Source organism: Streptomyces sp. BRA346, assembly GCF_052851135.1.
Genome location: NZ_JAIWIH010000003.1, coordinates 239,156 through 264,557, shown reverse-complemented (window position 1 = coordinate 264,557; position 25,402 = coordinate 239,156). Strand labels below are relative to the sequence as shown.

Sequence of the window (25,402 nt, the reverse complement as noted above, 5' to 3'; positions counted from 1 at the left end):
GCTCATCACCACACGCGGGTGTACTGGTTCACGCCGTCGGCGAACGCCACCGTCACCTGCCCGCGGAGCACGAGGACGTCCAAGTGGGCGGCGGTCTCGTTGACCGCGAGCATCTGGTTGAAGGCGCTCAGGTTCCCGAACGGCACGGACCGGCGCGTCCAGGCGAGTCCCCGCGCCACCGCGTGGGCGTCGAGCGTGTCCTCGCCCAGCGCGGCCAGGCTTGCCGCCAGCCGGTCGTCGTGGTGGGTGAGCAGTTCGCCGACCCGGGTGTGGGCGCTGTCGGTGACCGGCCCGTGCGCGGGCAGCAGGCGGGCGTCGGCGTACCGGGTCATCAGCCGCAGCGAATCCAGGTAGTCGGCGAGCGGACGGCCGCCCGGCTCGGCCAGTTCGAAGCCGATGGACGGGGTGATGTGCGGCAGGACGTGGTCCCCGGAGAACAGCAGTCCGCGCTGTTCGTCCAGGAACACCACATGGCCCTTGGTGTGTCCGGGGGTGGGGACGACCCGCAGCGCGCGGTCGCCGAAGCTGAGGGTTTCCGCGCCGAGCCACCGGTCGGGGGCCTCCCAGACGCTCGGGTCGTAGCCGCCGTGGTCCATCGCCTCGATGTGGTCGGCGAGTTCCCCGGCTCCCGCGGCGCGCAGGGTGCGCAGTGAGCCGACGGGCTGGTCGCTGCGCAGCCGGTCGAGCATCTCCAGTCCGGGCCGCTCGCCCGCACCGAGGTAGACGCGCGAGCCCAGCAGGCGGCGCAGCTCCACGGCGTGGGTGTAGTGGTCGCGGTGGATATGGGTGACCAGGATGTGGCTGATGTCGCCGGGGTCGCGGTCGATGGCGGCGAGGGCCTCCTCGAGCGTCTTGCGCGCCTCGGGGATCGCCCAGCCGCCGTCGATCATGACGATGCCACCGTCGTCGTCCAGGTCCTCCAGGAGGTAGACGTTCACCGCGTGCAGGCCGTCGTTGGGCAGGGGCAGGGGCACGCGGTGCACCCCGGGCTGTACGGTCTGGACTCCGGCCGCCGCCCAGGGGCCCTGGTCGAACCGCGTTGTCATGTGTCTCCTCGTTGGTGCAGGCTGACGGCCAGGTCCCGGGCCCCGCCCCGGTCGAGCTTGCCAACCTTCGTCTGGGGCAACTCGTCGGTACCGTACACGTATTCGGGCCACTTGGTCTTGGACAGTCCGATGCTCTCCAAGTAGCCGGTCACCTCGGCCAGGTCGATGCGGCCGCCGTCCGTGGTGACGACGAGCAGCGCCACGCGTTCGCCGAGGACATCGTCGGGGACCGGCGCCACACACGCCCGGGCCACGCGCGGGTGGGCCGCGACCGCGCGCTCGATCTCCGTGATGTCGATGTTGCGGCCGCCCCGGATGATGATGTCCTTCTCGCGCCCCATGATGGTGAGGGTGCCGTCCTCATGGGTGACCAGCAGATCGCCGGTGGGCAGATAGCCGTCCTCCGTCAGCGCCGGGGGAACGGCCCTTCCGTCACCGGCGTATCCGAGGAAGAGGGACGGGCCGCGCACCTGCGCCCGGCCGGTCACTCCGGGGCCCGCCACGTGGCCGTCGGGCGTGAGCGCGCGCACGTCCGTGCCCGGGAAGGGGCGGCCGTCCCTGCCGAGCCGGATCTCCTCGGGGTCGTCGGGGCTCGGCGACGTGTGGCCGAGGCACTCGGACATGCCGAAGACCCGCAGGATCTTGGTCCCCAGGGACTGTTCGGCCCGGGCCAGGGCTGCGCGGTCCATGGGCCCGCCGCCGACGGTGATCGACCGGACGCCCCGGAGGATGCCGGACCCGGCCGCCGCGTCGCCCATCTGCAACACCATGGTCGGTACGCACATGGTCCAGCGGACCCCGGCCTCGGCCATGCGCCGCGGCGCGAGGGCCCGGTCCCACTTGCCCGTCATGACGAGCGGCCCGCGCAGCAGCAGGGAGAGATAGACGCCGAAGCAGTACGCGGCCGTCGACGACAGCGGGACGATCGCGGCGACGGCGTCGCCCGGCGACAGCCCGTTGACGGTGATGGTGGTCTCGGCCGCGTAGCGCAGGGCCTGTTCGGACTGGACGACGCCCTTGGGCCGCCCGGTCGATCCGGAGGTCAGGCCGATCAGGACGCCGCCCGACCAGCGGGACACCTCGCGTGGGCTCGGTGTGGACCGGCACGTCCAGCCGTCGAGCGCGGTCCGCTCCGGGCCCGGCAGCCGTGTCGACACCGCCCACTCGTCCATCGCCGAGGGTTCGGCGACGACGGCGTCCGGGCGGATGTCCTCCCAGGCGGCGGCGAATTCGGCCCGTGTGGTGTGCCGGTTGACCAGCGCGATGACCCCGCCGTCCCCGCCGCTGAGGCCCGCGGCGAGGGTGGCGGCGACCGTGCGCCATGAGTTGTCCGCCTGGATCATGACGGTGCCGACGGCTCCGTCGGCCGTGCCCGCGGACAGCGCCGCGGCCAGCCGCTCGGCCTCGTCGAGGAGCTGCCGGGCCGTATGGCTGCCCGTGTCGTCGATGACGGCGACGAAGTCGGACTCGGCGGCCCGCTGTTGGAACTCCCGCACTACCTGTCGCATCTCGTCCTTCCTCAGGCGGCGAACAGCTCCGCCTCGGTTCCCATGACCGCGATGCGGCGGCCCTTCATGTCGCCCACCTGGGCGACGGCGTCGGCCCATTCGGGGCTCGCGAGGGCCTTCTTCAGGTCCTCGGGGGAGTCGAAGCCGAGGACGGAGAGGCCGTCCCAGCCTTCGGAGCGCGGCTCCAGGGCGGCGTCGATCTCGGTGTGCCGCCAGCTGCGCAGTCCGGGGAGGCGGCAGGTCAGTTTCGCGTGGTCGCCGCGCCACCACGTGATGAACTGCTCGTGTGTCCATTCCGGGGGCCGGGCAGCCAGCAGGACGAGGTTGTACATGACGGTCCTTCGCAGGTCAGGTGGGCGGTCAGGGGTCGGGCTCAGGTGAAGCGGATCTCGGACGAGCGCCCGATCAGCAGGCGCTGGAGCCGCCCGTCGTCGTTCACCCGCCCGGCGGCGACGAAGCTCGCCTCGGGGACGCCCGCACGCCGTACCTCGCCGAGGAAGAATTCGTCCCGGCCGACCGTGGTCGCCGCCAGCCGGTGGTGGGTGCGGGTGCCCTTCTCGCGCTGTTCGAGGTAGCCGACGAGGGCGGCGCGGCCCCCGGCGAAGTCGGTGGCGTCGCCGCCGCCGGTGGAGAACAGGATGGAGAGGGCGAAGTCGTCGCTGATCAGGTCGAGGATACGGGACGGTTCGTCCCCGTCGAGGATCTCGAACCACGCGGTGAGGAAGGGGGCCGCCGCCGGGGTGCCCGTCATACCCGGCTCCTGTTCCCGGCCCAGTCGATCAGCTGGAAGGAAACGGTGAAGAAGGCCTGGTAACGGGCGATGAGTCCGCCGGGCGAGACCACCGCGGCCGAGTGGAAGGAGCCGGTGTACTCCCCACCCTCGGTCACCACTCCGTATACGGTCTCCAGGTCGCCGTCCCGGCTGTGGCGCAGGATCTCGTGTGTCCGGTCCACGGGGTTGCGGCCCGCGATGTACGCGGCGAAGTCATCCCTGGAGGTGCCGGTGACCTCTTTGCCCGGCAGGGCGATGAGGAACCGGAAGTCGGGTTCCAGCAGTTCGAGTGTCTGTTCCGGCCGGCGGCTGTCCATACCGGAGAAATACGCGCGCAACACCATGAGGGGGCCCTTTCGGTCCGCGGCCGCTCATTCAGGTCTGGTGGATGGTCGCCGGGCGGGAGAGCCGGGGCGGCCGGGAAGGGGCTGCGTCGCCGCCGCCCCAGATCAACTTGAGTCAAGTTCAATTCAGTTTGCATGGTAATCCCGACGAAATACGGCTGACAAGAGTCCGTACGAGACCATCCTGCGCCTTCGGCTCGGCTTCGGCGCGGGCACGGCAAAGCCCCCGGCGGAGATCCACCGGGGGCAGGGGGGAACAGGGGCGCTCAGCGCGTCACGTGGCGACCATCCGTACGCAGGCGCCCTCGATCAGCTCGCTGATCTCCGACAGCGGCGTGGGCCCCGACGGCCGGTACCAGCGCCACACGCTGACGATCAGGCCGAGCACGCCCGCGCCCAGCAGCTGGGCGTCCCGCAGCGGGAACGCGCCCTGGGACATGCCCCGGACCAGCAGGTTCGTCCAGTCCCGCTCGACGAGCTGGACCAGCTGACGGGCCTCGACGCGCTCGGCCTCCTCCCGCTTGGACTTGCGCGGGCCGGAGAGCAGATCCATGTGGTTGTGCAGGATCCGCATCTGGAGAACCTCGTGGTCGGAGACGTCGTACGCCGCGCGCACGGCCGCCCGGAGGGCCTCGACCGGGTCGGTGATGTCCGCGGTCGTCTCCGTGAACTTGTCGTGGGAGCGCTGGAGCTCCAGCCGCATGATGGTGAGCAGACAGTGGGTCTTGGACTCGAAGTAGTGGTAGAGCGCCGTCTGCCCGATGCCGACCCGCTCCGCCACGGTGGACCACTTGGTGGCCTCGAAGCCCGTCTCTCCGAAGCAGTCGACGGCGGCCGCCAGAATGGCGGCGCGCTTGGACCTCGGTCCCGCTTCCGGTTCAACCCTTGTCGCCATGACCCCGTCTCCTGGCCGCCGTCCATCTCGTCGGTACCCGAGAGTAGCCCCAAGCTGAACTCAGTTGCCAATCGACTCGGCCCGACCCGGACCGACCGGGGCCGGCTCGGGGGTCGGCCCGGGTCGGCTCGGGTCACAGGCGCTCCAGCACGGTCGCGTTCGCCATGCCCCCGCCCTCGCACATGGTTTGCAGGCCATAGCGTCCTCCGGTCCTGCGCAGTTGGTGGACGAGCGTCGTCATGAGCCGGGCACCGGTGGCACCGAGCGGATGTCCGAGCGCGATCGCTCCGCCGAAGGCGTTGACCCGCTCCGGGGCGGCGCCGGTCTCCTTCTGCCAGGCGAGGACCACGGAAGCGAAGGCCTCATTGATCTCGACCAGATCGATCGCGCCGATCGGCAACCCGGCCTTGTCCAGGACCTTCTCGGTGGCGGGGATCGGACCGGTCAGCATGTGGATCGGGTCGGAGCCGACGACGGCCATGCTGTGCACACGGGCGAGCGGGGTCAGACCGTGGCGGCGCACCGCCTCCCCCGAGGCGATCAGCAGGGCGGCGGCGCCGTCGGAGATCTGGCTGGAAACGGCGGCGGTCAGCCTGCCGTCCTCGGTGAGGGTCTTCAGCCCGGCCATCTTCTCCAGGGTGGTGTCGGCGCGCGGGCCTTCGTCGGCGGTGAGGCCGAAGGCCGGGGTGATCTCGTCGTCGAAGGCCCCGTCGGCCTGGGCGGCGATGGCCCGCTGATGGCTGGCGAGCGCGAACTCCTCCATGTCCGCACGCGAGATGCCCCATTTCCCGGCGATCAGTTCGGCCCCGCGGAACTGGGAGACCTCCTGGTCGCCGAAGTGCTCGCGCCAGCCGTCCCCCGCGTACGGGCTGCCGAGGCCCGCCTGCTCTCCGACGTACATGGGGCTGGCGATGGGCACCAGGCTCATCACCTCCACCCCACCGGCGACCACCAGGTCGGCGGCGCCGGAGCCGACCGCCTGGGCCGCGAAGTGCACGGCCTGCTGGGAGGAGCCGCACTGGCGGTCGATGGTGGTGCCGGGCACGTGCTGCGGCAGCCCGGCGGACAGCCAGGCGGTGCGGGCGACGTTGCCGGTCTGGGCGCCGATCTGGCCGACGCACCCGAAGTACACGTCGTCGACGGCGTCCGGGTCGGCGCCGGTGCGTTCCAGCAGGGCGCGCAGCACATGGGCGCCGAGGTCGGCGGGGTGCACAGCGCTGAGCGCGCCCTTGCGGCGGCCGACGGGGGTGCGGACGGCTCCGACGATGAACGCTTCGGACATGGCGGGCTCCATGGTTCGGGTTGGGGTTTCAGGCAGTGGGGGCGCCGCGCGTGAAGTCGGGCGGACGCTTGCCCAGGAAGGCGGCGACGCCCTCCCGCCCGGCGTCGGAGGCGGCCGCGGCGGCGATCGCGCGGGCCTCCCGGTCCAGGTGCGGGCCGAGGTCGGCGGTCAGCCCGGCGGCGACGAGACGGCGGGTGGCGCCGAAGGCGGCCGTGGGGCCGCGGCGCAGCGCCTCGGCCGTGCGCGCGGCCTCGGCGGTCAGGCGGTCGGGTGCGACGACCCGGCTCACCAGCCCGATGTCCGCAGCTTCGGCCGCCGTGACGCGGCGGTTGGTCAGCAGCAGGTCCAGGGCCCGCTTGGGGCCGACGATGCGAGGCAGGAACCAGCTGACCCCGGCGTCCGGCGAGTAGCCGATGCCCGTGTACGCGGCGGTGAAGGAGGCGGTGTCGGCGGCGAGGGTCACATCGGCGGACGCGGCCAGGCCGAGCCCCGCGCCCGCGACGGCTCCCTGTACGGCGGCCACCATGGGCGCGTCGCTCGCCGCGAACGTGCGCAGCGCGTCGTGGAGCGCGTCGGTCACCGCGGTGAGGTGCTTCTCAAGCGCCGCGCCGGAGAGCCGGGAGAACTCCCCGAGGTCGCCGCCGACGCAGAAGGATTTCCCCTCGCCGGTCAGCAGGACGGCCCGTACGCGCTCCGTCGCGCAGGTCCGTGCCGCGTCCAGGAGTCCGTGTGCCATGTCCAGGTCGATGGCGTTGCCCGCCTCGCCACGGCGCAGGGTGAGGTGGGCCAGACCGTCGTCGATGTCGATGCCGACCCTCATCGCGCGGTCCATCCGCCGTCGACGGTGAGGATCTGCCCGGTGCAGTACGAGGAGGCGTCCGACGCGAGGAACAGCAGCGCGCCGTCGAGTTCATGGCCGTCGCCGCCGCGCCGCAGCAGGGTGTTGCGCTCGACCCAGCGGGCGGAGCGCTCGTCGTCGAAGAGGTCGGCGGTCATCTCGGTGCGGAACCAGCCGGGGGCGAGCGCGTTGACACGGGTGCCGTGCGGGCCCCACTGTCCGGCCAGCTCCCGGGTCAGCCCGATCAGCCCGGCCTTGGACGCGGAGTAGCTCGCGCCGCCGAGCGGGGCGGCGGTGACCAGGCCGAGGATGGAGGAGACGTTGATGACGCTCCGGGGCGGAGCGCCGTCCCCGGCGGGGGCCTCCGCCACCAGGCGTGCCAGGTGGAAGGGGGCGGTGAGGTTGACGCCGAGGACGTCGGCGAAGGCGTCCGGGGATTCGTCCTCGGCGCGGGTCTCGCCGGACGCGGCCGCGTTGTTGACGAGGATGTCGACGTGTCCGGTGGCGGCGCGCGCGGTCTCCACGAGCCGCGAACGGTCCTCGTCCCGTGAGACGTCGCAGGCGACGGGGTGGATGCGGGCGTCGGAATCGGCGAGTTCCTTCAGCCGGTCGAGGCGCCGGGCAGCGGCGTACACGGTGGCTCCGGCCTGCGCGAGGACGCTGGCGAAGCGTGCGCCGAGACCGGCGGAGGCGCCGGTGACCAGGGCCGTCCTGCCCTGGAGGGAGAACAGCTCGGCGGCGGGTCGCGGTGTGCTCATGCCTCCACCCCGATCGGCAGGGCGGTGGCGCCGCCGTCGAGCACCAGGGTCTGGCCGGTCATCCAGGACGAGGCGTCGGAGGCCAGGAACAGCGCCGCGTGGGCCACGTCCTCCACCGTGCCGAGGCGCCGCAGCGGCAGCTTGGCGGTGAGGATCGGCTCGCGTACCTCCCACACCGCCCGGGCCAGCTCGGTTTTGATCAGCCCGGGGGCGATGGCGTTGACGCGGGCGCGCGGCCCGAGTTCGTAGGCGAGCTGCCGGGTCATGTGCAGCATGGCGGCCTTGGTGGCGTTGTAGTAGCCGATGTGCGGATCGACGATGAGCCCGCCGACGGAGGCGATGTTGACCACCGCTCCCCCGTGCTCGGCCATCCAGGCCCGCCAGGCGTAACGGGTCCAGGCGATCATGCCGTACTGGTTGACGCGGACGGTCTTCTCCGCGCGCGGCAGGTCCAGGTCGAGCAGCTCGCCGTGGTACGGGTTGGTGGCCGCGTTGTTGACGAGGACGTCGAGGCGGCCGAAGCGGGACATCGTCTCCTCGACGCAGCCTTCCGCCTGGTCGGGTTCACCGGCGTTGGCCACCACGGTGTGGATGTCGCCGTCGCCCTTGGTGCGCAGCAGTTCCTCGCGTGCCTGGGCGAGCCCGGTCGCTTTGCGGGCCGCGATCACCACGTGTGCTCCGGCCGCCCGGTAGGCGGCGGCGATGCCGAGGCCGATGCCGCGGGATCCGCCGGTGATGACGGCCACCTTGCCGTCGAGGCTGTGGGCGCTCACGCTGCTCCCGTCGGTCGTGTCGTTGCGTACTTGTCCAGTTCCTGGCGGGCCACGGTCCGCAGGTGTACTTCGTCGGGGCCGTCGGCGATGCGCAGTGCCCGGGTGATGGCGTACAGCCGGGCGAGTACGGTGTCGTCGCTGACGCCCGCCGCTCCGTGGGCCTGCACCGCGCGGTCGACCACCTTGTGGGCGACGTCCAGCGCCGCGACCTTGATGGCGGCCACCTCCATGCGGGCGGCGGCGTTGCCGACGGTGTCCATCAGCCAGGCCGATTTGAGGACGAGGAGGCGCAGCTGCTCGATCTCGATGCGGCTGCGGGCGATCCACTCGCGGACCACGCCCCGGTCGGCGAGGGGTCCGCCGAAGGCGGTGCGTGCGGTGACGCGCTCGCACATCAGCTGAAGGGCGCGCTCGGCGAATCCCACGGCGCGCATCGCGTAGTGCATCCGGCCCGGGCCGAGCCGTCCCTGGGCGAGCGCGAAGCCCTCGCCCTCGCCGCCGAGGATGTTCGCGACGGGGACGCGGACGTCCTCGAAGAGCACGTCGCCGTGTCCGAGCCGGTCGGTGTAGCCGAACATCGGCAGGTCGCGCAGGATCGTGATGCCCGGCGTGTCCCGGGGGATGAGCAGCATGCTCTGCTGCCGGTAGGTGGGCGCCTGCGGATCCGTCTTGCCCATCAGGATGATGAGCTCGCAGTCGGGGTCGAGGATCCCGGAGGTGTACCACTTGCGGCCGTTGACGACGTAAGCGTCGCCGTCGCGGGTGATGCGGGTGCGGATGTTGCGGGCGTCGGAGCTGGCGACTTCCGGCTCGGTCATGGCGAAGCACGAGCGGATCTCGGCGTCGAGCAGGGGGCGCAGCCAGCGCTCCTGCTGCTCGGGGGTGCCGTACAGGGCGAGGAGTTCCATGTTGCCGGTGTCGGGCGCCGAGCAGTTGAACACTTCGGGGCCGATGATGGAGCGCCCGGCCAGTTCCATGAGCGGGGCGTATTCGAGGTTGGTGAGGCCCGCGCCCCAGTCGCCGTGTGCCATGAAGAGGTTCCACAGGCCCTCGGCGCGGGCCTTCTCCTTCAGTCCGGCCATGACCGGTGGCAGCGCGTGCGGGTCGTCCGCTTCGGCCAGCTGCCGGTCGTAGACCGCTTCCGCGGGCAGGACGTGCTGGTCCATGAACGACCGTATGCGGTCCTGGAGTTCGCTCGCGCGGGGCGAGAATCCGAAGTCCACGTGTGCTCCTGTTCGGTGGCCGGCCCGGATCAGCCGAGGATGTCGCGTGCCGTGCGGATCATCGCGGCGATGGTGGGCGGCAGGCGTTCCTGGTCCGGGTCGTGGTGCTTGCCCTCGCGGTGGCGGCGCAGATTGTGGCCCATGATCGCGGCCATCTTCATGCGGCCGAGTGCCCGGAACCAGTCCATGGCGGGCAGGGCGGGACGGCCGTCGCGGTAGGTGTCCATCAGTTCGGTCTCGCCGGGCAGGCCGGGTACGGGGTGTCCCAGCCGGGGGAAGTTGCGGTGGTCGGCGAAGAGCAGGAACCAGCCGAGGTCGATCCGCGGATCGCCGACGCTCCAGATCTCCCAGTCCACGACGGCCACGGCGCGCTCGTCCACGCACAGCACGTTGCCGAGCCGGAAGTCCCCGTGCAGCAGCACCGGCGGGAGGCTCTGCGGCACGTCGTCGGCGAGGCGGGCGAGCAACTCCTCTCCGCCGGGCCGCAGTTCGTCGGGGACGGCGTGCAGGGTGCGGCTCCACCGCTCCAGCTCACCGGCGGCGTCGAGGGGTTCGGGCGCGCCGAGCCCGGGCGTGTCGACATCGGTGGTGTGCAGCCGCCGCAGGACGCCAGTGATCTCCAGCATCCGGGCGCGGGCCGTCGCGGCGGGCACCTCGTGCTCGTCGAGTACCGGCTCGACGGCCTCCCCGGCGGCGAAGTCCATGGCGAACCAGGCGGGGTCGGTCTCGTCGACGGCCGCGACGCCCGGCACCGGCACCGTGGACCCGGCCAGCGCGCCCAGCACCCGGGCCTGGCGCAGGACGTCGTTGCGCCCGACGGGCCGCTGTCCGGGCGGCACCGCCTTGATGACGTACCGGGCGTCCCCCGCCGTGACCGAGTACGTCAGCCCGGAGTGGCCGCCCGGCAGTACGGTCAGCTCGCCGATCGGCGCGCCCGGGTGGTGGCGGGCGAGGCGCTCGCGGACCCGGGCGGCCAGCTGTGTCCCTTGGGTGGCCGTGCTCATCGGGTGGGCTCCTTGGGCAGGCCGAGGACGCGTTCGGCGAGGATGGTGCGCTGGATCTCGTCGGTGCCGCCCGCGATGCTGTAGCCGGGGGCGCCGAGCAGGTGTTCCGTCCAGGCGTAGGTGCCCCACTCCCCCGTGTCCGCCACGAGGGTCGGACCCAGCAGTTCGGACACCAGGTCGCTGGTGCGGCGCATGGTCTCGGTGGCGTACAGCTTGCCGACCGAGGCTTCCGCGCCGGGTTCGCGTCCGGCGACGAGTGCGGCGGTCACCCGTAGTCCGATGAGCCGCTGGATCAGGGTGCGGATGTGGAGGTCGGCGGCCCGCTGCTGTTCGGCGCCGGTGAGGGGGCGCGGCAGGTGCGCGGCGAGGTCCAGGGCCCGGTCGGCGTTGTCGAGGCCGAGGCTGCCGGAGTCGAGCCGTTCGGCGGCCAGCACGCTGAGCGTGACCCGCCAGCCCTCGCCGACCGGGCCGAGCCGGTCGGTGTCGGGCACGGTGACGCCGTCGAGGTAGACCTCGTTGAAGCTGGTGCCACCGGTCATCTGCCGGATGGGCCGTACGGTGACACCGGGCGCGTCCATGCGTACCAGGAAGACGGTGATGCCCGCGTGTTTGCGCACGTCCGGATCGGTGCGGCACACCGCGACGCCCCAGGTGGCGACGCGGGCTCCGGAGGTCCACACCTTGTGCCCGGTCAGCACCCAGGTGTCGCCGTCACGCACCGCCTTCGTCCGCACCGCGGCGAGGTCGGAACCGGCCTCGGTCTCCGAGAACAGCTGGCAGGCCAGTTCGTCGGTCCGCAGCATGGGCCGCAGCCAGCGCCGTTTCTGCTCCTCGGTGCCCCAGAGGGCGATCGCGGGGGCGACGAGCGCCTGTGTCACCGGGAAGATCTCGGGGCGGTGCGGCACGTCGAAGGCCGCTTCCTCGGCGCGGTAGAGCTGCTCGTAGTACGCGGGCAGGCCCCGGCCCCCGTAGGTCTCCTCCCAGTGGAGCGCGGACCACCCCTGGTCGTAGCGGGTGCGTTCCCACTCCTGGACGCGGGCGGTGTGCTCGCGCTCCTGCTCCTCGGTCCAGTTGTCGAACACGGCCACGGAGTCGGAGCCGCTGCCCCACTCCCCGTCTGCGGCGCGGGGCCGGGCGACGGTACCGAGCCACTGCCGGGCCCGGGCGCGGAATTCCTCGGGTTCGGGGATGCCGCTCATCTCTTCTGCCACTTCTGTGCCACCTCCGATCGGCGGGACGTGGGGACGTATCAGCGGGACAGCACCGTGCAGGCGCTCACGCCGGGGGCGCCGTACACATGGGTGAAGCCGACGCGGGGCCGGCCCGGGACCTGGCGTTCACCGGCCCGGCCGCGCAACTGCTGGACGACCTCGTAGACCTGGCGCAGCCCCGACGCTCCGATGGGTTCGCCGTTGGCGATGCAGCCGCCGTCGGTGTTGACCGGCAGCGTTCCGCCGATTCCGGTGGCGCCCGAGGCCACCAGCCGCTCCTGCTCGCCGTCCGCACAGAACCCGCACTCGGCCATGTGCATGACCTCCGCGCCGCTCTCGGTGTCCTGGAGCTGGCACACGTCGATGTCGCCGGGGCCGACCCCCGCCTCCTCGAAGGCGGCGGCCGAGGCGTCACGGCTGACGCTGGTCAGCTCACCCGCGGGGATCCACGGGCTGAAGACTTCGAACGAGCCGAAGCGCCGGGTGCGGACGGCGGCCGAGCGCAGGGTGACCGGCGTGCCGTCCATGGTGCGGGCGGCCTCCGGGGAGCAGAGCACCAGCGCGGCCGCGCCCGCTCCGGGGGAACAGAACATGTAGCGGGTCAGGGGATCGCTGACCATCCCGGAGCCGAGGATCTCCTCGGCGGACAGCGGTTTGCGGCGCCATGCGTCGGGGGTCAGGGCACCGTTGCGGTACGCCTTCTCGGCGACCAGGCCGAGCGTCCGCGGGGTGATCCCGTGGTCGTGCATATAGCGCTGGATCTTCATGCCGAAGAACTGGGTGGTCACCATCAGCCCGTCGCTGCCGTATTCCGCCCCCAGGCCCCAGTCCTCGGGCCTGGGGTCGAAGGCGCCGCGCGGATGTTTGTCGAAGCCGACGGCGAGGACGACGTCGGCCATGCCGGAGCGGATGGCGTTCACGGCGGAGATGAGCGCGCTGCCGCCGGTGGCGCAGCCGTTCTTGACATTGACGAACGGCAGCCCGGTCAGGCCGAGTTGGGCCACCAGCGTGTCGGCGAGCCCCGCACTGTCGCTGCCGCCGAACGCGGCCCGCACGCGCGACCACGCGATTCCGGCGTCCGCCAGCGCCGCGTTCACCGCGCCGACGGCGAGTCGGCGGCCCGTGGCCTCGGACCGGCCGAACGGTGTGCGCCCGGCGCCGCAGATCAGGACCTCGCTGCTCATGTTCCCTCCTTGCCGCGGCCGGTGGGCCTGGCCCGCGGGACACCGGGGCCCGCGGTCACGGTCAGGGGCATGCCGATGCGGATGTCGTCGAGGTTCTCGAGGTCGAGGACGGCGGCCACCCGCACGCCCTCCGCCAGCTCGACGTAGCCGAGCGCGAAGGGTACGAAGCCTCCGGGCGGGGCCTGATAGGGCGGCGACTTGGGGGCGTACCGCTGCACCGTCCAGGTCCACAGCGTGCCCGTGCCCTGGAGGGCCGCCGGATCGGCGGCCTCCCCGCAGCGCGGGCACGCGTCCTCCGCGGGGTAGACCGTCACCGCGCAGCCGGAGCAGCGCGAGCCCTGGAGCCCGGCGTCCGGACTCCGCGGATCCGTGGCCATCCGGGTCAGCGCCCCTGCCACTTGGGTTCACGCTTCTCCAGGAACGCCGACACGCCCTCGTTGGCGTCGTCGGAGTTGAGCGCCACGCCCACGGCGAGGTGCTCCATCACCATCAGCGACTGGGTGTCGGCGTCCAGGCTGCGGTCGATCGTCATCTTGGTGAGCCACATGGTGAAGGGGCTCTTGTCGGTGAGGTTGCCGATGAACTCCTCGACCGTCGCGTCCAGTTCCTCCGCCGGTGCGGACAGGTTGATGAGCCCGAACTCGGCGGCCTCGACGCCGGAGAGGAGCTTGCCGGTGAGCATCAGCTCCTTGGTCTTGCGGATGCCGATCATGCGCGGCACCCGGTAGATCGGGCCCGCTCCGCCGAACAGCGCGCGGCGGATGTGGAAGTCGCCGATCTTCGCGTCGTCGGCGGAGATGGCGAAGTCGCAGGAGATCATGATCTCGAAGCCACCGGCGGTGACGTGGCCCTCCAGGACCGCGACCGAGGGGGTCTTCATCGAGTAGAGGCGGTCGCACACCTTCGCGGACTTCACCGCCACGTCGATCGCGTTCGACTTGCCGACGTACTCGGCCTTCAGGCTGTCGAGGTCGAAGCCCGAGCAGAAGGTGCCGCCGCGGCCGCGGACCACCAGGACCCGCAGCTCGGGGTCCTCGTCGACCTCGGTGATGATCTCGTCGAGCCGGTCCAGGATCGGCACGGTGACGCAGTTCTTCTTCCACGGGCGGTTGAGCCACACCCGGGCCACGTGGCCGTCGCGCTCGAACTGGATCTCGTCTTCCACGGTCATACGCTCACCCCTCGAAACTGAACTGAATTCACTACAACTCTGCGAGCAGGAGACGGCGCTGTCAACCCCTTGATCGAGACAGAACCGGCGACGGTCAAACCGAACATGGTTCAAGAGTCAGCCCGGCGAGCACGGCCAGCCGCGCCCGGTGCCGGTCCGCCGTACCGAACAGCACCTCGGCGCCGCGGGCGCGGCGCACATACAGATGGGCCGGGTGCTCCCAGGTGAAGCCGATGCCACCGTGCAGCTGGACGTACTCGGCCGTGGCCAGGCGGAAGGTCTCGGAGCAGACCACGGCGGCGGCACCGGCAGCCACCGGCAGCTGCTCCCGGGCGACAGCGACGCAGGCCGTGGCGTACGCGGAGGCCGAACGCGCCGCCTCCAGCGCGACCAGCACATCGGCCAGCCGGTGCTTGACGGCCTGGAAGGAACCGATGGGACGCCCGAACTGGTGGCGCTGGGCGACGAATTCGACCGTGGCGTCCAGGGCGTGTCCGCTGCCGCCGACCTGTTCGGCCGCCAGCGCGGCCCGCCCGGTGTCCAGGGTCGCCGAGACCGTGTCCTCGGCGCCCTCCGCCGTACCGACAGGGGTCGCCGGTGCGCCCCGGAACTCCACCAGCGCCTGGCGCCGCGTCTCGTCCAGGACGCGGCGGGGCGTCCGCCGGCAGGTACCGGGATCCGGCTCGCAGGCGAGCAGCCGGGGTCCGGCGGGGGTCGCGGCCCGCACCATGATCAGATCCGCACCGGCCCCGTCGAGGACGAAGTCCGCCCGCCCGCGCAGCACCCACCCGGCGCTCCCCCGCTCGGCTGTGACACCGGGCTCGCCGTCGCCGAATCCGGCCACGGTCGCGGTGAGGGCGCCGTCGGCGATCCGGGGCAGATAGCGCTCGCATGCCGTGCGGTCACCGCTGTACAGCAGGGCGTGCGCGGCCAGCGCCACCGTGGGCAGCAGCGGCGCACAGCACAGGGCCCGCCCGGCCTCCTCCAGGGCGACCGCCAGCTCGGCGAAGGTGAAGCCCGACCCGCCGTACTCCTCCGGAACGGCCAGCCCGTGTACCCCGATCTCGCCCGCGAGCCGCACCCAGAGGGCTTCGTCGTATCCGCGCGGTGTGGCCAGATGTTTGCGGGCATCCTCCGGGCTGCTGGTCTCACGGAAGAGGTCCCGCAGGACGGTACGCAGCTGCCGTTGTTCGTCCGTCTCGGACAGCAGTCGGGGGGCGATCTCGGGGTGGCGCGGTCGCATGGGGTCTCCATCGTGCTCGTACGACGGTGCCGGATCCGATCGATCCGACAATTTGAACTCGGTTCATTTGACCGTAGGCAGGGAACGCCTGCCCGGCAAGCCCTCCGCACACCGCGCCCCACCTTTGCCTTCATCTATTGAACTTACTTCACCTCTGTTAACGTGGCGGCCGCAGTCCGACCAGACCTGGGACGGTGACGATGAGGGCATTGCGGCTGACGGCGTGGGGCGAGCCACCGGAGCCGGTCGACGTCGAGCGGCCCGTCCCCCAGCGCGCACAGGTCCTGGTACGGGTCGACGCCACCGGGCTGTGCCACTCCGATCTGCATGTCATCGACGCGGCCCCGGGGGCGCTCCCCTACCGGCTGCCGTTCACGCTCGGCCATGAGGTCGCCGGGCGGGTCGCGGCCCTGGGACCCGACACGGACGGGGTGGAGGTGGACGAGCGTGTGGTGCTCTACGGACCGTGGGGCTGCGGAAGCTGCGGCCGTTGCGCCGCGGGCTGGGACAACTACTGCGACCACCGCGACACCCTCCCGTGGCACGGCGTGGGACTGGGCCGGGACGGCGGCATGGCCGGGTACGTGCTCGTGCCGTCCGCCCGCCATCTGGTGCGGGCCGACGGTCTGGACGCCGAACAGGCGGCCCCGCTCTCCGACGCCGGCCTGACCTCGTACCACGCCGTGGCCGGGCTCCGGCACGCGCTCGGCGAGGGCGCCACCGCCGTCGTGATCGGCATCGGCGGGCTCGGCCACCTGGCGGTGCAGATCCTCCGCGCGACCACGGCGTGCCGTGTGCTGGCGGTCGATGTCCGGGACGACGCCCTGGCCCTCGCGGACCGCTCCGGCGCGGACTTCGGCACCCTGATGCGGGCGGACACCGCCCGTGTACTGAGGACGCGCGGCGGGGATGTGGGCGCGGACGCCGTGCTCGACTTCGTCGGCACCGCGGAGACGCTCGACCTCGCCGTCGGTGTTCTGCGGCCCGGTGGTGAACTCGCCGTCGTCGGCAGCGGAGGCGGCCGTCTGACGGTCTCCAAGCCGGGTGTTCTCCCGCCGGGCTTCAGGCTCTCGCTGCCCTTCTGGGGACCGCGCCACCAGCTCGCCGAGGTGGTCGCACTGGCCCGGTCGGGGGCGCTGCACGTCGAGACGGAGCGGTTCCCCATGTCGGCCGCGGCGGAGGCGATCGACCGCCTCCGCCACGGCCGGGTGCGGGGGCGGGCCGTGCTGGTGCCGGACTGACCACATTCAACGGAAGGGGAGCTCGGATGCGCTTCGAGGGAATGGTCGCGATCGTCACGGGCGGGGCCCGGGGCATGGGCGCCACCCATGTCCGCGGGCTGGCCGCGGAAGGCGCCCGGATCGCCGTCTGCGATGTCCTGGACGACGAGGGAGAGTCCCTGGCGGGCGAACTCGCCCACGCCCGGTACTGCCACCTCGACGTCACGGACGAGGCACAGTGGCGGTCCGTCGTGCGCACGGTCGAGGACACCTTGGGTCCCGTGGACGTCCTGGTCAACAACGCCGGGATCCTTCACTTCGGCGGCGTCGAGGAGCAGTCGCCCGAGCACTTCCGCCGCATCGTCGACGTCAATCTGGTGGGCGCCTTCCTCGGCATGCACACCGTCCTGCCCGGCATGCGCGCCCGCGGCCGCGGGGCGGTCGTCAACATCTCCTCGGCCGCGGGCCTCATGGGCTTCGCCGATGGCATCGGTTATGTGGCGAGCAAGTGGGGGGTGCGCGGGATGACCAAGGCCGCCGCGCTGGACATGGCGGGCACGGGGGTACGGATCAACTCCGTGCATCCGGGCGTCATCCGCACGCCCATGGGCGAGAAGGCCGCACCCGAGCGCTTCGCCCGGCAGCCCGTGGCCCGCATCGGGGAGCCCGACGAGGTCACCCGCATGGTGCTCTTCCTCGCGAGCGACGACGCCTCGTACACCACGGGCGGGGAGTTCGCCGTCGACGGCGGCCAGACCATCGGGCACGTCGGCCACGGCCACGCGCCGGACAAGTCCTGACCCGCGTCCGCCGCCGACGTGCCTGTTGCCGTCCGCGCCCTTACACGTCCTTACACGTACCTACACGTCCTTGCGGACGGTGGACAGGGCGCCGAGCCCGATCAGGCAGACCGCCATCACGAAGAACGCCGGGGAGAGCAGGTTCCCCGTCCGCTGCACCAGGAAGGCCGCGATGTACGGAGCCGTGCCGCCCGCGAGGACGGTGCCGATGTTGTACCCGATCGCCATCCCGGTGTAGCGGACCCGGCGTTCGAACAGACGCGGCCAGAGGCTGGCCGCCGGGACCTGCACGAACGCACTGCTCAGCATGAAAAGCAGATAGGCCAGACCCGCCACGGCCAGGCTGTGCCGCCCCATGAGCGTCATCGCGGGGTACGCCGTCACCAGGAAGCCCAGCAGTCCCGCCAGCAGGACGCGACGGCAGCCGAACCGGGCGGCGAGCCACCCGGCGGGCACCATGAGCAGCACGGTGACGAGGACGACGCCCGCGGTCAGCCAGAACACGTGCGTGGGGTCGTACCCCAGGTTCGTGGTCAGGTAGATGCCCATGTACGTCAGACCGAGGAAGATGGCGCCACCCTGGGCCATGGCCAGTCCGATGGACTGGAGCAGCGCGGTGCGGTGGGTGGACAGGACCTCCCGGATCGGGGCGGCCGGGATGTCGGCGCGCTTCGCGGCCTCCTCGAACTCCGGGGTGTCCTCGATTCGCATCCGGGCCCACAGACAGATGAGGGTGAGGGGTACGGCCATCAGGAAGGGCAGCCGCCACCCCCAGTCGGCCATCTGATCCTTGGTGATGAGGGCGGAGATCGCCCCGGCCGTGGCCGCCGCGAACATGAATCCGAGGTTGGAGCCAATGGGCGTGACGGCGCCGAGGAAAGCCCTGCGCCGGGGCGGCGCCGACTCGTAGATGTAGGTGTAGGCGCCGACCGACTCGCCGCCCGAGGAGATGCCCTGCACCAGCCGGGTGAGGAAGAGCAGCACCGCGGCGAGCACGCCGATCTGGCTGTAGGTCGGCAGCAGCCCCGTGATGCTGCTGGCCACCCCCATGCACAGCACGGAGGAGACCAGCGCCTTGCGACGACCCCATCGGTCGCCGAGCCACCCGAAGAAAACACCGCCGAGGGGCCGCACCACGAGGCCGGTGGCGAGCACCGCGAGTGCCGCCAGCGTCGAGGCCGTCGGGTCCTCGTTCGGGAAGAATTGCGGGGCGATGGCCACGGCGAGATAGCCATATATGCTGAAATCGTAGTATTCGATCAGTGTGCCGATGCTTCCGGCGAGCATCGCGCGGCGAACCGTGCGGGGTTCGTACGACGCTGACGCTGACCCCGGCGGGGCGGGCTGCTCAGTGGTGCTCATGATCCGGCTCTCCTTCCGAACGGCGCGGTCCCGTTCCTTGCCGACGCCCGGGACGCTACAGAACTGAACTCAGTACAGCTAGCCTGTGGGCCGGGATTTCTCGGATAGCCGGGAAGCAACAAGGGTGACCACGCGCGGCAACCTGAAGTGAATTCAGGGTGACGAATGCAGACGGTACCGGACGCCGTTGGCGAGCAGCACCGCGGCGTCACTGGCGAGGACAGGGCGCTGTCGGCGATCTCCTCGCGAGTCGCGTACGGGTGCACCCGCGGTTCAGCGAACCCCGTACGCACCTTGCCCTCGAACCGGCCCGCGTGGGCCCCTTCATGCGCCATGACGGCCTCCTGCGCCATCCAACTATTGAACTAACTTCATCTCTCTACCGTCCCGACCCGGCGTCGACAAGGCTCGGGGCAGGGTTGACGCACCTGTCTTGAGGTGTGAACTGGATTCGTTTTTACTGGGCACCGGTCCCCACCGAAGGAGATTTCGCGTGGACGCGGAAGTCGTCGATCTACTCATCGTCGGGGCGGGCATGGCGGGCCTGACCGCCGGCGCCCATGCCGTCCGCAGCGGCCTGTCCGTGGTGCTGGTGGATACCAGCACCGACGTCGGCGGCTCAGCGCGCTTCGCCGGGTACGCGTGGACCGCTCCGAGTCACGACATCATGGACCGGCACAATCCGGGAGGGGACCTCGCGCTGAAGCGCGCCCTCGTGGACCGGTTCGACGAGGGCGTTTCCTGGATCCGCTCCACCGGGGTGGAGGTGAAGGACGCACAGCGCATCCTGAGCTTCGGCCGCGGCCACCAGTTCGACACCGGTCACTACCTCGACACCTGCCGTCGGCTCATCCTCGACGGCGGTGGCCGGGTGCTGCTCGCCACCCACACCGAACACCTGCTGACCGAGCACGGTGCCGTCGTGGGAGCCCGGCTGAGGTCAGCCGACGGCACACACAGGAACGTCGGCGCCCGTGCCACGCTCCTCGCGACCGGCGGGTTCCAGGGCGACCTCGCGCTCCGCACCGCTCATGTGCACCCCCACGCCGACCGCATGGAGCTGCGCTCCAATCCCCACAGCCGCGGCGGTGGCTACCGCCTGGCGACCGAGGTGGGCGCGGCCACCGGCCACGCCGACGCGGGCTTCTACGGCCACCTCATTCCGAGCCGTACGCCCTTCACCGACCCGGTGGACTTCGTCGACCTGTCGCTGTACTACAGCGAACACGCGCTCCTGTTCAACCTGCGCAACGAGCGTTTCGTGGACGAGACGCTGGGCGACCACCTCACCTCCATGGCGCTGCTGGAACAGCCGGAGAGCCGGGGCCTCCTCATCGCCGACGCCCGGGTGTTCCGCGACTGGATCGTGGGCTCCTACGTCGAGGGCGCCGTCGCCGTCGACAAGTTCGCGCTGGCGAACAAGCGAGGCGGTCGTGTGGGGCTGGCCGAGGATCTCGACGAGCTGGCCTTCCTGCCCGAGGAATGGGGTTACCGGGGCGAGGCCATCCGCGACGGGGTCCGGCAGTTCAACGAGGGCGTCTCGGCAGGGATCGCCGCGGTACCCGGCCGGGAGCTGGACCCGCTGCCGCTGGACGAGCCCCCGTACTACGTCATCGAGACGGCACCGGCCATCACCTTCCCGTTCCACGGAGTGCGCATCGACGATCGGGCCCGGGTCCTGGCGGAGAACGGGGAGCCGCTGGCAGGGCTGCTGGCCGCCGGTTCGGACACCGGCGGCCTGTGGCACCGCGCCTACGCGGGCGGTATCGCCTCAGCCCTCGTCTTCGGGCTGACCGCGGCGGACACCGCCGCGGCGTCGGCCCGCCACCCCTGACCCCTGCTACGGAGGCGGGCCCGTCAGCGGGCCCGACCGGCCTCCGGGACCTCCTCACCGGGCGGCACCGGACCCGGAGGGGTGCCGTCGCCGAAGGGACGCCCACCCAGCTCCTCTCGTCCGTGCGGGGTCGACCAGCCGGAGAGGTCGGGGCCGAGGGGGACGATGCGCGTGGGATTGACCGCGGTGTGCACCTGGTAGTAGTGCCGCTTGATGTGGTCGAAGTCCACCGTGTCGCCGAATCCGGGCGTCTGGAAGAGGTCGCGTACGTACCCCCACAGCACCCGGTCCTCGCTCAGCTTGTTTCGGTTGCACTTGAAGTGGCCGTTGTAGACGGCGTCGAAGCGCACCAGCGTGGTGAACAGCCGGATGTCGGCCTCGGTGATGGTGTCGCCGACCAGATAGCGCCGCGTGGCCAGGCGCTCCGACAACCGGTCCAGACGGGCGAAGAGAGCCCGGTAGGCGTCCTCGTAGGTGTGCTGGTGCTTGGCGAAACCGGCCAGGTAGACGCCGTTGTTCACATCCTGGTAGATCCCCTCCATCACCTCGTCGATCTCATCCCGGTGCTCCTCGGGGTAAAGGTCCGGCGCCCCCTCCCGGTGCAGGGCGGTCCACTGGGTGGCGAAGTCGAGGGTGAGGCGCTGGAAGTCGTTGGTGACCAGCTTCCCGCTGGGGATGTCGACTATCGCGGGCACGCTCACCCCGCCCGGGTACTCCTTCTTGCGGGCGTCGTACGCCTCGCTGAGGAACGCGATGCCCAGCACCGGGTCCCGGTCCCCCTTGTCGAGGGTGAAGCGCCAGCTCCGCTCGTCCTGGATGGGGTCCGTGACCGCCAGCGACAGGGCCGGTTCCAGGCCGAGCAGCCGCCGCGAGATCAGCGCCCGGCTCGCCCAGGGACAGGCCCGGCTGACGACCAGCCGGTAGCGCCCGGCCTCGACCGGCCAGCCGTCCCGGCCGTCGGCCGTGATCCGGTCGGAGAAGTGCGGCCCGGATCGGGTGAATTCCTTCTCTTCACGGGGCGTCTCCTGGCCAGCGGTGTCCAATTCGGTTACCTCCCGAAGCATGCGGAGCGTCTGCATACGCCCGACATATGTACGACTCGGCTCACTACCTACCCTCCTCCACACCGGGGAGACACGCGACGCGACGCGATTGCCACCGGACAGCGGCTGCTCTTCGGCATGCCGCACCGGTCCAGTCCAAAAACGAGCATTATCCCGCAGGTGAAGGACTCGTGGACGCCACTTCGCGTTCTGAGCACAAAATCACCAAACGGGCAGCGCATATGCAAGGATCCGACTCCCCCGGGTCGGATCCGGCCCGGGACGTGGAGGGGAATCCATCGTGAAATCAATGACCTTCAGATCCGCTGTCGGGGCGGCACTGACGGTGGCGCTGTCGGCCGTGGCACTGCCCGCCTCTGCCGCGAGTGGGGCGCAGACGGGTGTGGTGGACGGGGCGACCGCCACGTCCTTCGGGCAGTTGGCCGACGCGGTGCTCACCGAGCGTACGGCGGCGCTGCTGGACGGGCAGAAGGCGCGGCGTGCGGCGGCACCGGCCACCAAGAAGGCGCGGCTGTCGACCGGTCTGACGCGGACCGAGAACACGGCGCTGTCCACGCTGCGGACCCGCAAGGCGCGGCTGGCCGCGCTGGGCGAGGCGTACACGGACGCCGACACCAAGGTCACCGTGGGCACGACCCGTGTCGTGGGCGGGCGTGCGACCGTCCAGGCCACGGAGACCACGACGCTGACGTACAAGAAGATCCGCGGGGACGAGCCCGCGACGACCAGCTTCCAGGCCCACCACGAGCTGAGCTTCACCGCCGGGACCGGCGGCACGTGGGAGCTGACCGGCATCAGGCCCACCGATGAGGGGCCCACCGCCATCAACGAGCCCGCCACGGTGTCGGTGAAGAGCGCGGCGGCCCTGCCCAGCGCGACCCCGGCGGCCACGTCGAAGCCGTCCCAGCAGGTGAGCAAGCCCGCGGGGGCGTACAACTACGCGGCGATGGCGACGTACGCGGAGAAGTACTGGAGCAACTACAACCCCGCCTACCGGAAGTTCAACGAAGCCGGCGGGGACTGCACCAACTTCATCAGCCAGGCCCTGAAGGCGGGCGGCTGGAAGCACGCGCCGGGCGACGCGCTGGACTACCGCACCTGGTGGTACGACACCTCCACCCAGGCGACGTCCTGGGTGGGCGCCAACGAGTGGTCGTGGTTCACGCTGGACGCCAAGCGCGCGACCAACCTGGCGAACGTGTACTACATGGGTGTCGGCGACGTCATGCAGATGGACTTCGACCGGGACGGGTCCAAGGACCACACCATGATGGTCACGTACCGCTCCTCCAGCGGTGTCCCGTACATGACCTACCACTCGGTCAACACCTACCGGAAGTCGGTGGCGAGCATCATCGCCACCAACTCGAACGCGCTGTACTACGCGTACCGCACCTGACGGAAGCACACCGCTGGCCGTGGCCCCCGCCCTTCGGGTGGGGGCCACGGCCCGTTTCAGGCGCGGTGCTCGGTGGGGGCGTTCTCCGCCGCGGTCGGTGTCTCGCGGCTGAAGGCGTGCTCCGGTTCCGGGCCGGGGAGGTGGTGGGTGGCGCCGGGGCGGAGGCCGTCGAGGTGGACGGCGATGTGGCGGCGGGCGGTGGTGTCGAGCCACTCGGGCGGGGTGTTGGGGAGCGGACGACTGATCATGGCCGCGGCCATCAGCAGATCGATGGAGTTGACGTCGTCGCGCACCGCGCCGCGTTCCCGGCCGCGGGCGAGCACCGCCTCCAGGGAGCCGGTGATGCGGTGGCGCAGGACGATGGCTTCCCGGTCGTGGAAGGCCGGGCCGCCGAACAGCGGGAGGACGAGGCGGGAGCGCTGGTCGACCATGCCGGTCAGGAAGCGTTCGACGGCCCGCAGCGGGGCGTCCGGACCGCCCTCTTCGGCCACCTCCTGTGCGGCCCGCGCCTCGGCCAGCACGGTTTCGTACCCCTCGATGGCCACCTGCCGGCAGAGCGCGGCGCGGTCGGGGAAGCGGCGGTAGAGCGTCGCGATGCTGACGTGGGCGCGGCGGGCGATGTCGTCCAGGGGCGCGGCGGTGCCGTGCTCGCTGAACATCGCACGGGCCGCGTCCAGAATGCGCTGCTGGTTGCGGCGGGCGTCGGCGCGCATCGGGGGCTTCGAGCGTATGGAATCCTGACCGTCCCTCACGTCCTCCGCGCCTTCCCCTTGTGACGTACACCATGCCGTGGATCACACCGCACGACCGAGCCTAACCGGGCGGCGGTCCGGATCCGACCGTTGTGTACGGGGCGTCGGCGGCCGAGCGGTTCGGTAGCCTCGGTCGTCGTCACGGTGGCCGGGTGCGGAGCGGGGGATGTTCGGTGGTTGAGGCGAGGGCGGACGTCGAGGAGCGGGTCCGGCGCGACTGGGGACTCACGCTGCCGGAGTCATTCTTCCGGCTGATGGGATTCCTGGCACGCCTGGGGCCCGTGGAACGCCGGGCGCTGGCGGACATGGGGGTGTCCCCGTGCGGTGTCGCGGATGTGTACGACGACCCTGCCGCGCGGCCCCGTGAGGGCGTCGACGTGCGGGTCCATGGGCGCTACTACCGGGATCCGCCGGAGTTCCTGACGTTTCTGCACGGCGGGTCCGACGGGCTGCACCACGGGCTGTGGTTCGACGACGGCCGTACGTGCGAGGGGGTCGCCTCGTACTGCACCAACGACGGTGGCGGGATCGAACGGCGCGCGGGGACACCGCTGGAGGCCGTGCGGGCTCTCCTGGAACGTCACTGGCAGGATCTCGCGGACGACGACGGGGACGAGGACTACACCGCCGGGCGACGGTCGGACCTCGAGGCGCTGCGGCTGGCGCTGACCGGCGTCGAGACCGGGGACCGGGCGGAGGTGGGGATCGCCTATTCCAGGATCCACGACTTCGGCGCCCCGCCCGTCGAGCCGGGGCGGATCACCACCCTGGACGGTGCGGGCGCGCTCACCGCGGGCCACACCGCGCTGGACCGGCCCCCGCACAACGGGGCCGACGAGTACGCGTTCGCGCAGTTCATGTACGAGTTCTTCGAGGACCGCGCGGCCGTGGAGCGGAGCGTGGAGGAGGCGCGTCGGCGGTGTGCGGCGGGGGATCCGGCGGAGGCGCTGGTGCTGGGGCGCGACCTGCACTGGGCGTCAGGGGGCGAGCCGCTGCTGGAGGAGTTCGCGCGGGAACTCCTGGCGGCGGCGTACGGCGCGCTGGGCCGCCCCGCGCTCGCGGAGATCGCCGCCGCCCATCACCGCCACCGTGAGCTTCCCCGGGTCGATGTGCTGCTCCCGACAGGCTGAACCCCAGGAGCGCTGACGCGCCGCTACGCGCCATCGGCCCAGCCGGTGGCGGCCACCAGCTCTCGTGCGATGTCCACCACCAGCCGGCCGTCGGTGGCCACGCGCAGGGTGTCCGCGGGGGCCTGCTCGTCCAGGAGACGGGCCTTGCGGGCGCTGCCGCGCAGTTCACGCTCCAGTTCCGAGCCGAGCTCCCGGCCCGTCAGCCGTTCCTCCGTCGTGGCGTCCGAGGCGGTGAGCAGGACGCGGACGATCCGGGCGCACGGCTTGGTGGCGCGCTCGATCATGTCCGTGGTGGCGGGCAGCACGCTCACGGTGTTCGTGTAGACGAGGCGCCGGTGGCCGAGTGCGGCGTAGTTGGCCCAGAGGGCGGTCAGGTTGCGTTCGGCGATCTTCCTGCGGTGCGGGTCGTCCTGGGGGGCCGGATGCACCTGGGCCATGAAGTCCCCCTCGACGATCGCGTGGGGCACCGACGCGGCGCGCAGCTGTGCCGACACCTCCCAGCCGACCGTGGTCTTGCCGACGCCCGCGCGTCCTCCGATGACGAGTACCTCGGTGTGTTCCATGGAGGGAGGGTGTCAGCTGCGGGCCG

The 25,402-nt window shown here is 71.5% G+C and carries 26 protein-coding genes; 5 read left to right on the top strand and 21 right to left on the bottom strand.

The window, feature by feature from the left end; genetic code table 11:
* Positions 1–5: 5 nt before the first annotated feature.
* The 17 genes from LCH29_RS05190 to LCH29_RS05110 form a co-directional block, all read right to left on the bottom strand.
* Positions 6–1,046, bottom strand: a complete 1,041-nt coding sequence (locus LCH29_RS05190; protein WP_446460487.1) for an MBL fold metallo-hydrolase — start codon at positions 1,044–1,046, stop codon at positions 6–8.
* Positions 1,043–2,554, bottom strand: coding sequence for a class I adenylate-forming enzyme family protein (locus LCH29_RS05185; RefSeq protein WP_446460486.1), 1,512 nt, complete (start codon positions 2,552–2,554; stop codon positions 1,043–1,045). The genes LCH29_RS05190 and LCH29_RS05185 overlap by 4 nt, the downstream gene beginning before the upstream one ends.
* Positions 2,555–2,565: 11 nt before the next feature.
* The gene (locus LCH29_RS05180) at positions 2,566–2,886 is read right to left on the bottom strand and encodes an EthD family reductase (protein ID WP_446460485.1); all 321 of its coding nucleotides are present in this window, start codon (positions 2,884–2,886) and stop codon (positions 2,566–2,568) included.
* A gap of 41 nt (positions 2,887–2,927) precedes the next feature.
* A complete protein-coding gene (locus tag LCH29_RS05175; RefSeq protein ID WP_446460484.1) occupies positions 2,928–3,305 on the bottom strand; it encodes a hypothetical protein in 378 nt (125 codons plus the stop codon).
* Positions 3,302–3,670: a nuclear transport factor 2 family protein gene (locus LCH29_RS05170; RefSeq protein WP_446460483.1), complete on the bottom strand. Its 369-nt coding sequence runs from the start codon at positions 3,668–3,670 to the stop codon at positions 3,302–3,304. Before LCH29_RS05170 ends, LCH29_RS05175 begins: the two co-directional genes overlap by 4 nt.
* Before the next feature lie 274 nt (positions 3,671–3,944).
* Positions 3,945–4,565, bottom strand: coding sequence for a TetR/AcrR family transcriptional regulator (locus LCH29_RS05165; protein WP_446460482.1), 621 nt, complete (start codon positions 4,563–4,565; stop codon positions 3,945–3,947).
* Between the two features lie 133 nt (positions 4,566–4,698).
* A complete protein-coding gene (locus LCH29_RS05160; protein WP_446460481.1) occupies positions 4,699–5,847 on the bottom strand; it encodes an acetyl-CoA C-acetyltransferase in 1,149 nt (382 codons plus the stop codon).
* 28 nt (positions 5,848–5,875) lie between these two features.
* Entirely contained in the window at positions 5,876–6,667 is a 792-nt protein-coding gene (locus LCH29_RS05155) for an enoyl-CoA hydratase/isomerase family protein (protein ID WP_446460480.1), read from the bottom strand.
* Positions 6,664–7,443 (bottom strand): SDR family NAD(P)-dependent oxidoreductase, encoded by a 780-nt coding sequence (locus LCH29_RS05150; protein WP_446460479.1) that lies wholly within the window; start codon positions 7,441–7,443, stop codon positions 6,664–6,666. Before LCH29_RS05150 ends, LCH29_RS05155 begins: the two co-directional genes overlap by 4 nt.
* Entirely contained in the window at positions 7,440–8,216 is a 777-nt protein-coding gene (locus LCH29_RS05145) for an SDR family oxidoreductase (RefSeq protein WP_446460478.1), read from the bottom strand. The genes LCH29_RS05150 and LCH29_RS05145 overlap by 4 nt, the downstream gene beginning before the upstream one ends.
* Positions 8,213–9,439, bottom strand: a complete 1,227-nt coding sequence (locus LCH29_RS05140; protein ID WP_446460477.1) for an acyl-CoA dehydrogenase family protein — start codon at positions 9,437–9,439, stop codon at positions 8,213–8,215. The genes LCH29_RS05145 and LCH29_RS05140 overlap by 4 nt, the downstream gene beginning before the upstream one ends.
* A gap of 29 nt (positions 9,440–9,468) precedes the next feature.
* On the bottom strand, positions 9,469–10,443 hold the full coding sequence (locus tag LCH29_RS05135; RefSeq protein WP_446460476.1) for a phosphotransferase family protein: 975 nt from the start codon (positions 10,441–10,443) through the stop codon (positions 9,469–9,471).
* Positions 10,440–11,642, bottom strand: a complete 1,203-nt coding sequence (locus tag LCH29_RS05130) for an acyl-CoA dehydrogenase family protein (protein ID WP_446460578.1) — start codon at positions 11,640–11,642, stop codon at positions 10,440–10,442. Before LCH29_RS05130 ends, LCH29_RS05135 begins: the two co-directional genes overlap by 4 nt.
* Positions 11,643–11,692: 50 nt before the next feature.
* Positions 11,693–12,838, bottom strand: coding sequence for a thiolase family protein (locus LCH29_RS05125; protein ID WP_446460475.1), 1,146 nt, complete (start codon positions 12,836–12,838; stop codon positions 11,693–11,695).
* The gene (locus tag LCH29_RS05120) at positions 12,835–13,215 is read right to left on the bottom strand and encodes a Zn-ribbon domain-containing OB-fold protein (protein WP_446460474.1); all 381 of its coding nucleotides are present in this window, start codon (positions 13,213–13,215) and stop codon (positions 12,835–12,837) included. Before LCH29_RS05120 ends, LCH29_RS05125 begins: the two co-directional genes overlap by 4 nt.
* A 5-nt stretch (positions 13,216–13,220) precedes the next feature.
* Entirely contained in the window at positions 13,221–14,009 is a 789-nt protein-coding gene (locus LCH29_RS05115) for an enoyl-CoA hydratase/isomerase family protein (protein ID WP_446460473.1), read from the bottom strand.
* A gap of 94 nt (positions 14,010–14,103) precedes the next feature.
* Positions 14,104–15,252, bottom strand: a complete 1,149-nt coding sequence (locus LCH29_RS05110; RefSeq protein WP_446460472.1) for an acyl-CoA dehydrogenase family protein — start codon at positions 15,250–15,252, stop codon at positions 14,104–14,106.
* A gap of 200 nt (positions 15,253–15,452) precedes the next feature.
* Between LCH29_RS05110 and LCH29_RS05105 the strand changes: the two genes are divergently transcribed.
* Together LCH29_RS05105 and LCH29_RS05100 are read left to right on the top strand one after the other, a co-directional pair.
* Entirely contained in the window at positions 15,453–16,493 is a 1,041-nt protein-coding gene (locus LCH29_RS05105) for an NAD(P)-dependent alcohol dehydrogenase (protein WP_446460577.1), read from the top strand.
* Between the two features lie 26 nt (positions 16,494–16,519).
* Positions 16,520–17,272 carry an SDR family oxidoreductase gene (locus LCH29_RS05100; protein ID WP_446460471.1) on the top strand — a complete coding sequence of 251 codons (753 nt, stop codon included), beginning with the start codon at positions 16,520–16,522 and terminating at the stop codon, positions 17,270–17,272.
* 60 nt (positions 17,273–17,332) lie between these two features.
* Here the strand turns inward: LCH29_RS05100 and LCH29_RS05095 are convergent, their stop codons facing one another.
* Complete coding sequence (locus tag LCH29_RS05095; protein ID WP_446460470.1) at positions 17,333–18,634, bottom strand: MFS transporter; 1,302 nt, start codon at positions 18,632–18,634, stop codon at positions 17,333–17,335.
* Between the two features lie 493 nt (positions 18,635–19,127).
* On the opposite strand from LCH29_RS05095, the gene LCH29_RS05090 reads away from it, so the two are divergent.
* Complete coding sequence (locus tag LCH29_RS05090) at positions 19,128–20,468, top strand: FAD-dependent oxidoreductase (protein WP_446460469.1); 1,341 nt, start codon at positions 19,128–19,130, stop codon at positions 20,466–20,468.
* 23 nt (positions 20,469–20,491) lie between these two features.
* Here the strand turns inward: LCH29_RS05090 and LCH29_RS05085 are convergent, their stop codons facing one another.
* Complete coding sequence (locus tag LCH29_RS05085) at positions 20,492–21,532, bottom strand: glutathione S-transferase family protein (RefSeq protein ID WP_446460468.1); 1,041 nt, start codon at positions 21,530–21,532, stop codon at positions 20,492–20,494.
* Positions 21,533–21,821: 289 nt separating this feature from the next.
* Between LCH29_RS05085 and LCH29_RS05080 the strand changes: the two genes are divergently transcribed.
* Positions 21,822–22,931 carry an amidase domain-containing protein gene (locus tag LCH29_RS05080; RefSeq protein WP_446460467.1) on the top strand — a complete coding sequence of 370 codons (1,110 nt, stop codon included), beginning with the start codon at positions 21,822–21,824 and terminating at the stop codon, positions 22,929–22,931.
* A 56-nt stretch (positions 22,932–22,987) separates the two neighbouring features.
* Here LCH29_RS05080 and LCH29_RS05075 read toward each other — a convergent pair whose 3' ends face one another.
* Positions 22,988–23,644 (bottom strand): TetR/AcrR family transcriptional regulator, encoded by a 657-nt coding sequence (locus tag LCH29_RS05075; RefSeq protein WP_446460466.1) that lies wholly within the window; start codon positions 23,642–23,644, stop codon positions 22,988–22,990.
* A gap of 212 nt (positions 23,645–23,856) precedes the next feature.
* Here LCH29_RS05075 and LCH29_RS05070 point away from each other — a divergent pair, with 212 nt between their 5' ends.
* Entirely contained in the window at positions 23,857–24,813 is a 957-nt protein-coding gene (locus LCH29_RS05070) for an ADP-ribosylation family protein (RefSeq protein WP_446460465.1), read from the top strand.
* 23 nt (positions 24,814–24,836) lie between these two features.
* On the opposite strand, the gene LCH29_RS05065 is transcribed toward LCH29_RS05070, so the two are convergent.
* Positions 24,837–25,376 carry a hypothetical protein gene (locus LCH29_RS05065; protein WP_446460464.1) on the bottom strand — a complete coding sequence of 180 codons (540 nt, stop codon included), beginning with the start codon at positions 25,374–25,376 and terminating at the stop codon, positions 24,837–24,839.
* Positions 25,377–25,402 lie beyond the last annotated feature (26 nt).

Excerpts from the sequence above, each read along its gene's own strand:
- LCH29_RS05190 (WP_446460487.1), bottom strand. The coding sequence starts at position 1,046 with ATGACAACGCGGTTCGACCAGGGCCCCTGGGCGGCGGCCGGAGTCCAG.
- LCH29_RS05185 (WP_446460486.1), bottom strand. The coding sequence starts at position 2,554 with ATGCGACAGGTAGTGCGGGAGTTCCAACAGCGGGCCGCCGAGTCCGAC.
- LCH29_RS05180 (WP_446460485.1), bottom strand. The coding sequence starts at position 2,886 with ATGTACAACCTCGTCCTGCTGGCTGCCCGGCCCCCGGAATGGACACAC.
- LCH29_RS05175 (WP_446460484.1), bottom strand. The coding sequence starts at position 3,305 with ATGACGGGCACCCCGGCGGCGGCCCCCTTCCTCACCGCGTGGTTCGAG.
- LCH29_RS05170 (WP_446460483.1), bottom strand. The coding sequence starts at position 3,670 with ATGGTGTTGCGCGCGTATTTCTCCGGTATGGACAGCCGCCGGCCGGAA.
- LCH29_RS05165 (WP_446460482.1), bottom strand. The coding sequence starts at position 4,565 with ATGGCGACAAGGGTTGAACCGGAAGCGGGACCGAGGTCCAAGCGCGCC.
- LCH29_RS05160 (WP_446460481.1), bottom strand. The coding sequence starts at position 5,847 with ATGTCCGAAGCGTTCATCGTCGGAGCCGTCCGCACCCCCGTCGGCCGC.
- LCH29_RS05155 (WP_446460480.1), bottom strand. The coding sequence starts at position 6,667 with ATGAGGGTCGGCATCGACATCGACGACGGTCTGGCCCACCTCACCCTG.
- LCH29_RS05150 (WP_446460479.1), bottom strand. The coding sequence starts at position 7,443 with ATGAGCACACCGCGACCCGCCGCCGAGCTGTTCTCCCTCCAGGGCAGG.
- LCH29_RS05135 (WP_446460476.1), bottom strand. The coding sequence starts at position 10,443 with ATGAGCACGGCCACCCAAGGGACACAGCTGGCCGCCCGGGTCCGCGAG.
- LCH29_RS05130 (WP_446460578.1), bottom strand. The coding sequence starts at position 11,642 with ATGAGCGGCATCCCCGAACCCGAGGAATTCCGCGCCCGGGCCCGGCAG.
- LCH29_RS05125 (WP_446460475.1), bottom strand. The coding sequence starts at position 12,838 with ATGAGCAGCGAGGTCCTGATCTGCGGCGCCGGGCGCACACCGTTCGGC.
- LCH29_RS05120 (WP_446460474.1), bottom strand. The coding sequence starts at position 13,215 with ATGGCCACGGATCCGCGGAGTCCGGACGCCGGGCTCCAGGGCTCGCGC.
- LCH29_RS05115 (WP_446460473.1), bottom strand. The coding sequence starts at position 14,009 with ATGACCGTGGAAGACGAGATCCAGTTCGAGCGCGACGGCCACGTGGCC.
- LCH29_RS05110 (WP_446460472.1), bottom strand. The coding sequence starts at position 15,252 with ATGCGACCGCGCCACCCCGAGATCGCCCCCCGACTGCTGTCCGAGACG.
- LCH29_RS05105 (WP_446460577.1), top strand. The coding sequence starts at position 15,453 with ATGAGGGCATTGCGGCTGACGGCGTGGGGCGAGCCACCGGAGCCGGTC.
- LCH29_RS05100 (WP_446460471.1), top strand. The coding sequence starts at position 16,520 with ATGCGCTTCGAGGGAATGGTCGCGATCGTCACGGGCGGGGCCCGGGGC.
- LCH29_RS05095 (WP_446460470.1), bottom strand. The coding sequence starts at position 18,634 with ATGAGCACCACTGAGCAGCCCGCCCCGCCGGGGTCAGCGTCAGCGTCG.
- LCH29_RS05085 (WP_446460468.1), bottom strand. The coding sequence starts at position 21,532 with ATGCTTCGGGAGGTAACCGAATTGGACACCGCTGGCCAGGAGACGCCC.
- LCH29_RS05080 (WP_446460467.1), top strand. The coding sequence starts at position 21,822 with ATGACCTTCAGATCCGCTGTCGGGGCGGCACTGACGGTGGCGCTGTCG.
- LCH29_RS05075 (WP_446460466.1), bottom strand. The coding sequence starts at position 23,644 with ATGCGCGCCGACGCCCGCCGCAACCAGCAGCGCATTCTGGACGCGGCC.
- LCH29_RS05065 (WP_446460464.1), bottom strand. The coding sequence starts at position 25,376 with ATGGAACACACCGAGGTACTCGTCATCGGAGGACGCGCGGGCGTCGGC.